Source organism: Anaeromassilibacillus sp. An200 (assembly GCF_002160025.1).
In the GTDB taxonomy this organism is placed as follows: Bacteria; Bacillota; Clostridia; order Oscillospirales; family Acutalibacteraceae; genus Caccousia; species Caccousia stercoris.
In genome coordinates this window covers 16,343-29,100 of record NZ_NFJU01000005.1, presented here as the reverse complement: position 1 = coordinate 29,100, position 12,758 = coordinate 16,343, and the positions used below count along the sequence as shown (strand labels likewise).

The following is a 12,758-nucleotide window of genomic DNA, read 5'->3' as shown; positions in this document are numbered from 1 at the left end:
AAAGCGGCCGCTGGCCTGCCGTATCTGTGAATAGAAGAATTTTTGGACAGGAGTGATGGAAATGCGTATTTTAAATTTTGGTTCAATGAATTTGGATTATGTGTACGCGGTGGAAGAGATTGTCCGTGCCGGGGAAACCATCCGGGCTCATTCACGCCGGATTTTCTGCGGAGGAAAGGGGCTGAACCAATCCATTGCGCTGGCAAAAGCCGGTGCGCCGGTATGGCATGCCGGGCTGATAGGAAACGATGGGGACGAGCTGCGCGCCGTGCTCGAAAAGAACGGGGTGAATACCTCGCTGATTCGGGAAGTGCCGGGACCATCCTCGCACACGGTGATTCAGGTGGATCGCAGCGGGCAGAACTGTATTTTGTTCTACGCGGACGAGGGTCTTCGGGTGACGCCTTCGTACATCGATCAGGTGCTGGCTTCCTTTGAGCCGGGAGACTTTATCCTGCTGCAAAACGAACTGGACAACACGGCGGAGATCATGCGCCGGGCCAAGCAACGGGGAATGAAGGTTATTTTGAATCCATCCCCCGCGAATGAGATGCTTTCCTCGTATCCGCTGGATCAGGTGGACTGCTTTTTGCTCAATGAAACGGAGGGGGCATGGCTGACGGGGGAGCAGGATCCCCAGAGGGTTTTGAACCGCCTGTGCGAAACCTATCCTCATGCGGTGATCGTGCTGACACTGGGAGAGAAGGGATCCATCTGCGCGGCGGACGGGAAAGCCTTCCATCAGCCTGTCTGCAAGGCCAAGGCGGTGGATACGACAGCCGCCGGAGATACTTTTACCGGGTATTTTCTGGCAGGGTGGCTGAAAGGCGAAGAATTTCCGGTGGTTTTGGAGCGTGCATCCCGCGCGGCGGCGATTGCTGTGAGCCGTCCGGGAGCCGCAGACTCCATCCCTCTTTTGGCAGAGGTGGAAGCGGGTATGGAATAACCCCTTCTTTTGTTCAAAGATCCGCAAGGACGGGGCAGCGTGATGGCTGCTTCCCACCCTTGCGGATCTTTTTGCGTGAGAAATTTTGTGCCGTACTGTAACCCTTGGGCGGGGTTGGCCGTGTTAAAGGCAGAAAGGGAGGAGGGAGCACCGGGTGGAAGAAGAGAAGGAGCTTGCGGAACGATACGATCGGTATGGGGCCATGCTGTACCGCCTGTGCTTCGTCATGCTTTGCAGCCGGCAGGATGCGGAGGATGCCGTGCAGGAGACATTTTTTGCCTATCTTCGCCATCGTCCGGAATTCACGGACGCGGAACATGAAAAGGCATGGTTTCTGCGGGTGGCAACCAATAAATGCCACGATTTGAGGCGCACCCCATTTTGGAGAAGGCGGGCTGATTGGAACGGTGTGGATCTGACGGAGGAAACGCCGGAGGAGCTTGGGGTGCTGGAGGAGCTGATGCGGCTTCCCGGAAAGTACCGTGAAGTGATTCACCTGCACTATATCGAAGGCTACCGGATTGCGGAGATTGCGGAAATGCTCGGACGAAAGGAGAGCACGGTGAAGGTGCAGCTTCACCGGGGACGTGAACTTCTGCGATTGAATCTGGAGGAAAGGGGGATTCAGCCATGAAATCGAGAGAGGATTTGCTGCGCGGTGCGGTGGGGAAGCTGCGTCCGGAAAGTTCTCTGCGGGACAAGGTGCTGTCCGGAGCAAATGGGAGCAGCCGGGGCCGTCCGGCTGTGCGGCGCTTTTCCCTGGTGGGAGCCGCGTGTCTGGCGGTACTTGCCGTCGCGATCCTTTTGCCAAGCTTGCTGACTGTGTCCGTGGAGCCGGTGACGGGACCCGGAGCGCAGGCGAACGATACGCCTTCCCTGAGCGTGGAGCAGGGCGATGAGGTGGAGGCTTCCCTGACCCAATCGGTTCTGATCGGCATTGCGAACGACGGTATGTATCTGGACGCGGTGGCGGTTGTCACAGCCGATCCTTTGGGGGAACGGGTGGCCTGCATGTTTCTGAGCAGCTCCTGTGTGGTGAACTCGGAGAGCGCGGGTGCTGTTGCGGTTGGGGAGCTGTACCGCCTTGGCGGAGCGGAGCTGTTTGAGACAGAGGTCGAAACCATGTTGGATATTTCGGTCGATGGAGCCGTTGTGTTTTCCTATGACGCTTTGGCATCCTACATTAACATGGAGGGAGGAGCGTCCGTTTATCTGCTGGAGGACGAAGCGGCGTATTTGAACGGGTGCAATCTGGATCTGCGCGGCGTCGAGACGAACTATACCGCCGGTTCCTACCACCTTGACGGGCAGGAAGCCGTCTGGTTCCTGCGGTTCTCCGCAGATGGAGAGAATCAGCTGACCAGCCGCAGCGGCAGGCGTGTAGCCCTGGCGGAATCTCTCTGGGAAGGGTCGGACGCCGATAGAACCCCCGCCGGGATTCAGGAGCTTCTTGCGGGCGCTTTGGAATCCACGCTGTCGGAGCCTGTGGAGGAAAAATCAATCGCTTCCCTGCTCTCCTATCGCTTTGACTGCACCGCTTTTCCCGACGACACCATGCATACCGACGGAGCATACGACGGCGAAGGATGGGAAATGATGCTCGATGACCTGCCCTCCCTGCGGGCAAAGGTGAAGGATTTTCTTCTCAGCGACGAGATGAAGGATCGTCTTTCCTCCGTCTATCTGCCGCCCTATGAAAGCGCGGAACGGACGGAAATCCAGCGGGCGGTGGAGGAAGCGTTCCTGGATATGACAGGGATACGGAGTGAGAGCAGCGTGGAGGTGGCGGTTCCCGCTGTTTGGCTTTATTCCGCCACTCCTGTTTCGGATTCCCGGCAGGTTAGCTGTGTTACGTTCGGTCTCTGTGTCCGGTTCCGCCTGGATGGGACGGCGCTGTGCGAGGAGGAAAAAGCATTTTTGGGCGCGCGGCTGCTGCTGGAAGAGAACGAGGACGGTACCTATGAGCTGCAAGCCGTCGAAGAATATCTGGATCCAAGCCTTTCGGAGTTTCCGGATGAAGAAATGTATTTGTCCCTTGCGCAGGGGGATGAGCAGATTGCAGCGCATATGTACCACTGGGTGGTTGATCTTGGCGGCGCGCCGTACTGGAATGATTTGGATCGTGCCATTCAGGAGTACCGCTCATTTTATGGACTGGATGATACCCTCCTCTCGTATGAGATGGAGGGTCTGCCCGTTTTGCTGACAGAGGAATCCCCGCTGGAAGGTGTGCTGGATTCTTCCGAATATGATCAGATTTTCGTGGAAACAGGCGACGGTTTCGCTTTTTACCCGGAACGCGGGGAAGAACTGCTGGCAATCCTGCGGGATCAGGATTGGGGGTTCGAGGGGCGGTTCAGTTCTCTGTCGGAGACGGGGCTGCGCATCACGCTGCTGGATGCGGACGGCAGCGCCGCGCACTGGCTCCTTTTTTCCACAGACGGCGCTTTGATTGTGGATTTCGTGTATCGGTACGAAATTCCCCAAAGTCTGTATGACAGTGATTTTTCCCGAATTTTGAGTGAGGAGTGGCAAATAAGTTCAGGAGTTGAGAGCGCAGCCGGATAATCCGGCCTTGACAAGCAGAGTTGAAACGGGGATAATAAGAAAAAGGACACAGAGAGTCCCGCCGGGCGTCCGGCGGGACTTTTTTTACAGGATGAACCGAAAAAAATGGGAAATCCTTAGAAAGAAACCATACGCCGCGAGGGCGTCCGAACGGAAAGCGGAGGGAACAAGGAATGAAAAAGGTAGCCGTGCTGATCCCGTGCTACAACGAGGAAAAAACGGTGCAGAAGGTGGTGGAGGATTACCGCCGCGCTCTGCCGCAGGCGGAGATTTATGTATACGACAACAATTCCACAGATAAGACGGCGGAGCTGGCCGCGCAGGCGGGGGCGATCGTGCGCCGGGAATACCGGCAGGGAAAGGGCAACGTGATCCGATCCATGTTCCGCCAGATCGACGCGGACTGCTATCTGATGATCGACGGCGACGATACCTACCCGGCGGAATACGCCCCGGAAATGGTGCGGATGATTCTCGATGGGGAGGCCGATATGGTAAACGGCGACCGTCTTTCCTCCACCTATTTCACGGAGAACAAGCGCCCCTTTCACAACACGGGAAACCGTCTGGTGCGGGGGCTGATCAACCATCTGTTTCACGCTGACGTGCGCGACATCATGACGGGCTACCGGGCGTTCAGCCGCGGCTTTGTGAAAACCTTCCCCGTCCTCTCGCGCGGCTTTGAAATAGAGACGGAAATGACCATCCATGCGGTGGACAAGAACTTTCTGATCCGCGAGATTCCGGTGGATTACCGCGATCGCCCGCAGGGCAGCGTATCCAAGCTGAATACCTATTCCGACGGTGCCAAGGTGCTGTGCACCATTTTCCGGCTGTATAAGGATTATAAGCCCTTTGCGTTTTTCGGAGCCGCGGCTCTGATCTTCCTGCTTGTGGCTGTACTGCTTTTCCTCCCTGTGGGCCTGGAATTCCTGCGCACCGGTTTGGTGCCGCGTTTTCCGACGCTGATCGTTTCCGCCACGTTTGGGCTCTGTGCATTGCTTTCCTTTGTCGCGGGTATGATTCTCGATGTGGTGGTAAAAAAACACCGGCAGCTGTTTGAGCTGATGCTGACGATGTTTGAGGAGGAGGCACGCCATGAAGCTGGTGAAATGGATCGCTGACCGTAAGGATGTTCTGACGCAGGCGGTATGCCTGCTGTTTTCTCTCGGCTGTGTTTTTCTGTTCTTCCGCTTTTTTTCGCTGACCTGGAACCTGCTGCTCTACGTGCTCGCTTCCGGTGCTTCCTTTTTGTCTCTGCGCGCCTCTCTGCGCTGCCGGGATAAGCGCAGCTGGGCGGTGCTCTCCGTGTTTAGCGCGCTGTTCTCCGCCGCTGTGGTTGTCGGGAGGCGTGTGGACGAGGAGGCCGTGGAATTCCTTGGGCTGACCGCGTCCGACCTGGTGTACTGGGTTTGCTTTTCATTGTTTTTTGCTGCGCTGGGTGTAACTGTTTCCCAGTGGCTGCGGGCGCATCCTCTGTCCGCGCTGACGGAAACGCAGGAGGAGCCGGTGGTTTCCCGGATTATGAGCTGGGCGTCATGGTCGGGACTGATTGCGCTGTGCTTTTTGTTTTATTACTTTGTCTTTTTCCCTGGCCTGATGACAGGGGATTCCTTCGCCTGCTATGTACGCGCCGCCGGAATTGCGCCAATCTCCAACCAGCAGCCGGTGGTGTATCAGCTTGTGATGGCGGTTTTTCTCGCGCTGGGCAACCTCTTTGACGATCCCAACGCCGGGATTGCGTTCTTCGTCCTCTTCCAGCTGCTCTGCATGGCGTCCATTTTCGGCTATACGCTGTACTGGATGCGCCGTCGCGGCTGTCCGCGCTGGGTTTTGTGGCTGCTGGTGCTGTGGTTTGGCGTGAACCCGCTGCACGGCATGTATGCCGTCACGGTGTGGAAGGATGTTCTCTTTGGCGGCGTGCTGCTCCTGCTGACTCTCTTCCTGGCCGATGTAGTGCGCACGGGAGGGCAGAATCTTCTGCGCTGGCAGGGAATGATCCATTTCTCTCTGCTTTGTCTGGCTGCTGCCTTTCTGCGCAACAATGGCCTGTATCTGCTCGTCTGCGTTTTCCTGGTGGCAGGCGTGCAGCTGCGGAAGCACTGGAAACGGTGCGTCCCTCTTTTCCTTGCCCTGCTGGTGGGAATCTGGGCGGTGCAGGGGCCTGGATACCGCGCTCTGGGATATGCGCAGAGCCCCTTTGCGGAGTCGCTTGGAATCCCCTTGCAGCAGATGGCCCGCGTGGTGAACCGGGACGGGGTGATTTCCGAGGAACAGGCGGAATATCTGGATCAGCTTCTGCCTCTGGAGAAAACAAAGGAGGCGTACTGGGCCTTCACGGCGGACCGCATCAAGTTCCATACGGAATTTGACAATGCCTTTCTGGAGGAGAATAAAGGAGCGTTCTTCTCCACCTGGTTCGGGATGCTGTTCCCGAATTTCAAGGAATACTGCATTGCCTTTTTGATGGAGACAGCGGGCTATTGGCGGCTGGGAACCACAAACTGGATTGTCGCGGACGGGATTGTCGGCTATGGGGATACCTATGGGATTGAGCCTGCCAATCTCTCTGAGCGCTTTTTGGGAAAGGACTGGCAGCCCGTGATTCAGGAAAAGGTGGAGGATCTCCAAAAGGGAGAATTCACCGGGCCCTTCTATAATATTGCGTCTATGGTGTGGCTGGCGTTCTTTGCCTGCGCGCTCCTGCTTGCGCGCAGAGAGGGAAAAAGTGTGCTGCTGCTGATTCCTCTGCTCGCGCTGTGGGCCACGACCATGATTGCAGCCCCCACCTACTGTGAGCTGCGCTATCTGTACGCCTTTTTCACCGCGATTCCTCCCGTCGTGTGGCTGGCTCTGCCGCGCAGGAAGGAAACGTAAAAGAAGAGTCCAATTTTTTGTATTGTATTACCACTTGTATTTCCGATTTCGACAGAATAGTATAAAGGTAGGGAATATTGCCGTGCTCAGAGGGGGCACGCTTCCCGGAAGAGGGAGCACAGGAGTATGAAAGGCGGGAAAAAAGGAAAAGGCTTACGCTTTACGGCGGCTGTCCTGACGGCAGCGGTCTTGCTTTTTTCGCCCTCCTGTGAAGCAATGCCGCAGGCGGCGGTGTCGCAGGCGGCCTCTCCGGTTTCATCTGCGGCTGTTTCTTCGGCGCCGGAGGCCATGCTTCAGGCGGCCGGCGGAGACGCTCTTCCGGCGGAGACGGTGCAGGAGGGCATAGGGAACCCAGCGATCAGCTACCGCATGGAGGAATACCATCTTTCCGGGGAATCGCTGGAAATCACCGTGTCCTATCCCCAGATTGAGGGGGAGGGCCGCGAGGAGCTGAACACTCTTCTGCGGGAACGGGCTCTGCAAACGGCGGAGCTGCTGGAGCAGGAGCAGACTCCCGTTTCGGCGCCGGAGGCGTCTTCGGCGGACGTTTCCTCCGCGGAGGCTTCTTCCGCTCCGCGGGAGCAAAGGACAGTTCTGCTGATAGGCGGAAGCCAATGCTATCTGCCCACCGACGATTTTTTCAGCGTGGCCTTTACGATGGATATCAATGACTCCGCGCAGCAGGCCCCATCCAAGGAATGGTATACCTTCAACTGTGATCTGCGTACCGGCGAGGAAGTGACCTGCGCTGACCTGTTTGCGGATTTGGACGGGCTTTCGGGGGCTCTGCGCGAGCAGTTGGAGCAGGATGGCGTGGAGGATTCCCTGCTGACTTATTTGACGAAGGATCGGCTGCGTGCCGGGCTTCCGGGTGTGCCGGTGGCCTTCGGCAGCGGTTTCGCGGAGTTTGGCTATCCCGTGCCGCGTGCGGCCGGCGGTACGCTGACGATTACGATTCCTCTGAATGTGGCCGCTGCATACCGCAGCGACAGCGTATTGTGGGAAGCGATTGGAATTTCCTGAACCGGGCGGCTGGCCGCCCGGTTTTTTCATGCGGAGTGCCGTGATGGAAACGGAAAAATGACTGGCAGGATCCATTGTCAAAATGGACAAAATATTTTTCAAATATTCTGCCAAAAAAGAGAAAATTTCTCTTGCGTTTTTCAGAGACCTATGGTATCATAATCAGGTCGAGACTGCGACAGATATGCGTTGAAGCGGGAGGTTGCGGCTGAAAACAGCCGGTTTTTCCGTGGAGTATGTCCGATTTTAAACCGGGCGACAGATATTGTGGATTTCAGGGACGGCCGCTGGAAGGGTTGCCGCGCCGTGCCGGGTCCAGACGTTTTTATGCCACCTGCCGGGTTTAGCTTGCAAAAGTCAAATCCGGTTTTTTAATGCCCGGGCGCGAAACACCCGGAGCTGTGTGAGGAAATAAAAACGCCGCCCGCCAACTACAACAAGGAGGCGATTCTAAGTGGCAGTCAAGGAGAAAATCAGAATCAGAATCAAGGGGTATGACCATCAGCTCGTGGATCAGTCCGCGGAGAAGATCGTGCAGACGGCGAAGCGCACCGGCGCCCGCGTGAGCGGCCCTGTTCCGCTGCCGACCGAGAAGCAGATCATCACCATTCTGCGTGCTGTGCATAAGTATAAGGACAGCCGTGAGCAGTTTGAGATGCGTACCCACAAGAGACTGATTGACATCCTCCGGCCCTCGAACAAGACCGTGGATGCTCTGATGGGTCTGGAGCTCCCCGCAGGCGTTGACGTCGAGATCAAAGCGTAACGTCAACCTACCGGCGGCTGGGGTCATGTTGGCAAAAGCCAACCAATAACCTGCATAGGAGGTAAAACAATGCAAAAAGGTATCATCGGTAAGAAGATCGGCATGACGCAGATCTTCGACGAAAAGGGAAATGTGGTTCCCGTCACCGTCATCGAAGCCGGTCCCTGCGTCGTGACGCAGAAGAAGACCGTTGAGAACGACGGCTACGACGCCGTTCAGCTCGGCTACGGCGACCAGAAGGCCAACCGTGTGACGAAGCCCCTCAAGGGCCACTTCGATAAGGGCGATGTCGCCCCGAAGAAGAAGCTGCAGGAGTTCCGCTTCGCTGACATCAGCGGCATGAACGTGGGCGACCTGGTAAAGGCCGACGTGTTCGCCGCCGGCGACAAGGTGGACGTGCAGGGCACCAGCAAAGGTAAGGGCTACGCCGGCGCCATCAAGCGCTGGAACCAGCACCGTCTCCGTGAGAGCCACGGTACCGGTCCTGTGGCGCGCCATGCCGGTTCCAACGGCCCGGTTTCCGATCCTTCCCGCGTGTTCAAGGGAAAGAGACTTCCCGGACACCTGGGCGCAGAGAAGGTTACCGTCCAGAATCTGACTGTTGTCAAAGTGGATGCCGAAAACAATCTGATTGCGATTAAGGGCGCCGTCCCCGGCCCCAACGGCGGATATGTTGTCATCCATGACAGCGTCAAAGCGTAAGGGAAGGAGGAATTTGAATGCCTAAGGTAGCAGTACTTGATATGGCCGGCAAAGAGGTCGGAAGCATCGACCTGTCCGAGGCCGTATTCGGAATTGAGCCCAACAAGAGCGTCATGCTCCATATGGTAAAGAATTACCTGGCCAACCAGCGCCAGGGCACCCAGTCCGCTCTGACCCGCGCGGAGGTTTCCGGCGGCGGCAAGAAGCCGTGGCGTCAGAAGGGCACGGGCCATGCGCGTCAGGGTTCCACCCGCGCGCCGCAGTGGACGCACGGCGGCATCGTGTTTGCGCCGAAGCCGCGCGACTACAGCTACACCGTGAACAAGAAGGTCAGACGCCTGGCCATGAAGTCCGCGTTCTCCGCCAAGGTGGCCGGGAACGAGATGGTCGTTATCGACGCCATCACGATGGACGAGTACAAAACCAAGACGATCGCCGCGATGCTCAAGGCTGTCGGAGCCGAGAAGAAGGCCCTCATCGTTCTCCCCGAGGTGAACGAGAAGGTCATCGCCTCCGCCGCGAACATCCCCGGCGTCAAGACCGCTCAGGTCAACACCTTAAACGTGTACGACATCCTCAACGCCGACATGTTCATCGTCGCGAAGGACGCCGTCGCTAAGATCGAGGAGGTGTATGCATAATGGCAGCTCAGGATATCATCGTGCGCCCCATTATCACCGAGAAAAGCATGACCGGCATTGGCATGAAGAAGTACACCTTCGAGGTTGCCAAGAACGCCACCAAGGTTGATGTTGCCAGAGCCGTGGAAGAGCTCTTCGGCGTGAAGGTTGCAAAGGTCAACACCATGAACGTGCGCGGACATTTCCGCCGCCAGGGCCGCAGCGAGGGTTACACCTCCGCCTGGAAGAAGGCCATTGTCACCCTGACCGAGGACAGCAAGACCATCGAGTTCTTTGAAGGCATGATGTAAGCCGGGAAATCCCTGGAATACAAAGCTTAGTTTGGCGCGGGCCCTGCCTGTGCCAAAGGCATGGATGGGGGACCGGCATTCCCCCGCAAAGCCATCATGAGGAGTGTGAAACCGAATGCCTATTATCAATTTCAAGCCGAACACGGCAGGCAGACGCAACATGTCGGTTACGGATTATTCCGAACTGAGCAAGGTTGCCCCCGAGAAGAGCCTGCTGGCTCCGCTGAATCATAAATCCGGCCGCAACAGCTACGGCCGCATCACCGTCCGTCATCGCGGCGGCGGAAACCGCAGAAAGTACCGCATCATCGACTTCAAGCGCCAGAAGGACGGCGTGAAGGCGACCGTGCAGACGATCGAGTACGATCCGAACCGCTCCGCTTTCATCGCTCTCGTGCAGTATGAGGACGGCGAGAAGCGTTATATCATCGCTCCGAACGGCCTGAAGGTCGGCGACGTTATCGTCTCCGGCGCTGATGCCGACATCAAGCCCGGCAACGCTCTGCCGCTGAGCAACATCCCGGTCGGTACCTTCATCCACAACGTGGAGCTGTATCCCGGCAAGGGCGCCCAGCTTGCCCGCGCCGCCGGCAACATGGCTCAGCTCATGGCGAAGGAGAACGGCCTGGCTCTGCTCAGACTGCCCTCCGGCGAGCTGCGCAACGTCAGCGTTACCTGCATGGCCACCATCGGTCAGGTCAGCAACATCGACCATGAGAACGTGAAGATCGGCAAGGCCGGCCGTAAGCGTCACATGGGCTGGAGACCCACCGTCCGCGGCTCCGTCATGAACCCGAACGACCACCCGCACGGCGGCGGCGAGGGCAAGAGCCCGATCGGCCATCCCGGCCCGCTGACTCCGTGGGGCAAGCCGGCTCTCGGCTACAAGACCCGCGCCCACCACAACCGCTCCGATAAGTTTATCGTGAAGCGCAGAAACGGCAAATAAGGCGTGCAGAAAGGAGCTTACGAATTATGAGCAGAAGCTTGAAAAAGGGTCCTTATGTACAGCCTGTGCTGCTCAAGAGGATTCAGGAAATGAACGCGGCCGGCGAGAAGAAAATCGTCAAGACCTGGAGCAGAGCTTCCATGATCTTCCCGGATTTTGTCGGCCACACCATCGCGGTCCACGACGGCCGCAAGCATGTTCCGGTGTATGTCACGGAGGACATGGTCGGCCACAAGCTCGGCGAGTTTGCCCCCACCAGAACCTTCAAGGGCCATGCCGGCGCCAAAACCACAGGGTCCAAGTAAGGTCTGAAAGGAGTGTATAGCATGGAAGCAAGGGCACAGTTGAGATACGCCCGCATTTCTCCCCGCAAGGTGTCCATCGTTCTGGACTTGATTCGCAACAAGCCTGCGGACGTCGCAATGGCTATCCTCAAGCACACGCCGAAGGCCGCCTGCGAATCCCTGGAGAAGCTTTTGAAGTCGGCTATCGCGAACGCCGAGAATAATCATAACATGGATGTTTCCAAACTCTACGTTGCGGAATGCTCCGTGTCCCAGGGTCCCACCCTCAAGCGCATTCGTCCGAGAGCACAGGGCCGCGCGTATCGCATCGAGAAGAAGACTTCCAACGTCACCCTGGTGCTCAAAGAGAAAGAATAAGCAGAGGAGGTAAACTATGGGCCAGAAAGTGAATCCGCACGGTCTCCGTGTGGGCGTAATTAAAGACTGGGACTCCCGCTGGTTTGCAAAGAAAGCCGATTTCGGCGATACGCTTGTGGAGGATTACAACCTGCGCAAGACGCTGAAGAAGCAGCTCAAGGCGGCCGGCGTCCCGAAGATTGAGATCGAGCGCACCGCTTCCAAGGTTCGCGTTCACATCCACTGCGCGAAGCCGGGCATGGTCATCGGCAAGGGCGGCGCTGAGATTGAGAAGCTGCGCCTGCAGTGCGAGAAGATCCTCGGCAAGGACGTCGCCATCAACATTGTTGAGGTCAAGTCCCCCGACCTGAACGCCCAGCTGGTCGCCGAGAACATCGCCGACCAGCTCGAGCGCAGAATTTCCTTCCGCCGCGCCATGAAGCAGTGCATCGGCCGCTCCATGAAGCTGGGCGCCAAGGGTATCAAGACCCAGGTTTCCGGCCGTCTCGGCGGCGCCGAGATTGCCCGTACCGAGCAGTATCATGACGGCACCATCCCGCTGCAGACGCTGCGCGCCGACATTGACTACGGCTTTGCCGAGGCTGCGACCACCTACGGCCGCATCGGCGTGAAGGTTTGGCTCTACAAGGGCGAGGTTCTCCATCAGGCGAACAAGCAGCCCCGCAGGGAAGGAGGCAATAAATAATGCTTTTGCCCAAGCGCGTTAAATACCGCAGAGTACATCGCGGCCGTCTGACCGGCAAAGCGTACCGCGGAAGCAAGGTTTCCTACGGTGATTTTGGCCTTCAGGCTCTCGAGCCGGCATGGATCACCTCCAACCAGATCGAGGCGGCTCGTGTCGCCATGACCCGTTACTGCAAGAGATTCGGTAAGGTCTGGATTAAGATTTTCCCCGACAAGCCCATCACCGAGAAGCCGGCTGAAACCCGAATGGGTTCCGGTAAAGGTTCTCCGGAGTACTGGGTGGCTGTCGTGAAGCCCGGCAGAGTGATGTTTGAAATCGGAGGCGTTTCCGAGGAGATGGCCCGCGAGGCTCTCCGCCTGGCCTCCCACAAGCTGCCGGTTAAGTGCAAGATCGTAACGAAGGAAGAAACGGGGGTTGAGCAGTAATGAAGGCCTCAGAAGTCAGAGATTTGACCACCGCGGAGCTCGAGACGAAGCTTAAGGACCTCAAGGCCGAGCTTTTCAATCTGCGTTTCCAGCTTGCTATCAATCAGCTCGATAACCCGATGCGCATTTCCGCCGTCAAGAAGGATATCGCCCGCGTGAAGACTGTTCTGCGCGAGAACGAGCTCAGAGACGGCGCGAACGCGTAAACGGAAGGAGGGGTAAGC

The 12,758-nt window shown here is 57.5% G+C and carries 16 protein-coding genes; all 16 read left to right on the top strand.

Annotation, left to right across the window (positions count from 1 at the left end):
* Positions 1-61: 61 nt before the first annotated feature.
* The 16 genes from B5F35_RS03785 to rpmC all read left to right on the top strand — a co-directional run bounded on the left by B5F35_RS03785 (position 62) and on the right by rpmC (position 12,740).
* Positions 62-946: a ribokinase gene (locus B5F35_RS03785; protein WP_087238227.1), complete on the top strand. Its 885-nt coding sequence runs from the start codon at positions 62-64 to the stop codon at positions 944-946.
* Positions 947-1,100: 154 nt separating this feature from the next.
* On the top strand, positions 1,101-1,580 hold the full coding sequence (locus B5F35_RS03780; protein WP_242969389.1) for an RNA polymerase sigma factor: 480 nt from the start codon (positions 1,101-1,103) through the stop codon (positions 1,578-1,580).
* Positions 1,577-3,514, top strand: a complete 1,938-nt coding sequence (locus B5F35_RS03775; RefSeq protein WP_087238225.1) for an LCP family glycopolymer transferase — start codon at positions 1,577-1,579, stop codon at positions 3,512-3,514. Before B5F35_RS03780 ends, B5F35_RS03775 begins: the two co-directional genes overlap by 4 nt.
* 173 nt (positions 3,515-3,687) lie before the next feature.
* The gene (locus B5F35_RS03770; RefSeq protein ID WP_087238223.1) at positions 3,688-4,638 is read left to right on the top strand and encodes a glycosyltransferase family 2 protein; all 951 of its coding nucleotides are present in this window, start codon (positions 3,688-3,690) and stop codon (positions 4,636-4,638) included.
* Complete coding sequence (locus B5F35_RS03765) at positions 4,613-6,391, top strand: DUF6020 family protein (RefSeq protein ID WP_087238221.1); 1,779 nt, start codon at positions 4,613-4,615, stop codon at positions 6,389-6,391. Before B5F35_RS03770 ends, B5F35_RS03765 begins: the two co-directional genes overlap by 26 nt.
* Before the next feature lie 126 nt (positions 6,392-6,517).
* Complete coding sequence (locus B5F35_RS03755; protein ID WP_140401136.1) at positions 6,518-7,414, top strand: hypothetical protein; 897 nt, start codon at positions 6,518-6,520, stop codon at positions 7,412-7,414.
* Positions 7,415-7,868: 454 nt separating this feature from the next.
* On the top strand, positions 7,869-8,180 hold the full coding sequence (gene rpsJ, locus B5F35_RS03750; protein ID WP_087238216.1) for a 30S ribosomal protein S10: 312 nt from the start codon (positions 7,869-7,871) through the stop codon (positions 8,178-8,180).
* 69 nt (positions 8,181-8,249) lie between these two features.
* Positions 8,250-8,882: a 50S ribosomal protein L3 gene (rplC, locus tag B5F35_RS03745; RefSeq protein ID WP_087238215.1), complete on the top strand. Its 633-nt coding sequence runs from the start codon at positions 8,250-8,252 to the stop codon at positions 8,880-8,882.
* Positions 8,883-8,899: 17 nt separating this feature from the next.
* Positions 8,900-9,523 (top strand): 50S ribosomal protein L4, encoded by a 624-nt coding sequence (gene rplD, locus B5F35_RS03740; protein ID WP_087238213.1) that lies wholly within the window; start codon positions 8,900-8,902, stop codon positions 9,521-9,523.
* Positions 9,523-9,813, top strand: a complete 291-nt coding sequence (rplW, locus tag B5F35_RS03735) for a 50S ribosomal protein L23 (protein ID WP_087238211.1) — start codon at positions 9,523-9,525, stop codon at positions 9,811-9,813. Before rplD ends, rplW begins: the two co-directional genes overlap by 1 nt.
* Before the next feature lie 115 nt (positions 9,814-9,928).
* Positions 9,929-10,762, top strand: a complete 834-nt coding sequence (gene rplB, locus B5F35_RS03730; protein ID WP_087238209.1) for a 50S ribosomal protein L2 — start codon at positions 9,929-9,931, stop codon at positions 10,760-10,762.
* 26 nt (positions 10,763-10,788) lie between these two features.
* A complete protein-coding gene (gene rpsS, locus B5F35_RS03725) occupies positions 10,789-11,067 on the top strand; it encodes a 30S ribosomal protein S19 (protein WP_087238207.1) in 279 nt (92 codons plus the stop codon).
* Positions 11,068-11,088: 21 nt separating this feature from the next.
* Entirely contained in the window at positions 11,089-11,424 is a 336-nt protein-coding gene (gene rplV, locus B5F35_RS03720) for a 50S ribosomal protein L22 (RefSeq protein ID WP_087238206.1), read from the top strand.
* Between the two features lie 16 nt (positions 11,425-11,440).
* Positions 11,441-12,109 (top strand): 30S ribosomal protein S3, encoded by a 669-nt coding sequence (gene rpsC / locus B5F35_RS03715; protein ID WP_087238204.1) that lies wholly within the window; start codon positions 11,441-11,443, stop codon positions 12,107-12,109.
* Positions 12,109-12,534: a 50S ribosomal protein L16 gene (gene rplP / locus B5F35_RS03710; RefSeq protein ID WP_087238202.1), complete on the top strand. Its 426-nt coding sequence runs from the start codon at positions 12,109-12,111 to the stop codon at positions 12,532-12,534. The genes rpsC and rplP overlap by 1 nt, the downstream gene beginning before the upstream one ends.
* Entirely contained in the window at positions 12,534-12,740 is a 207-nt protein-coding gene (gene rpmC / locus B5F35_RS03705) for a 50S ribosomal protein L29 (protein ID WP_087238200.1), read from the top strand. Before rplP ends, rpmC begins: the two co-directional genes overlap by 1 nt.
* Positions 12,741-12,758 lie beyond the last annotated feature (18 nt).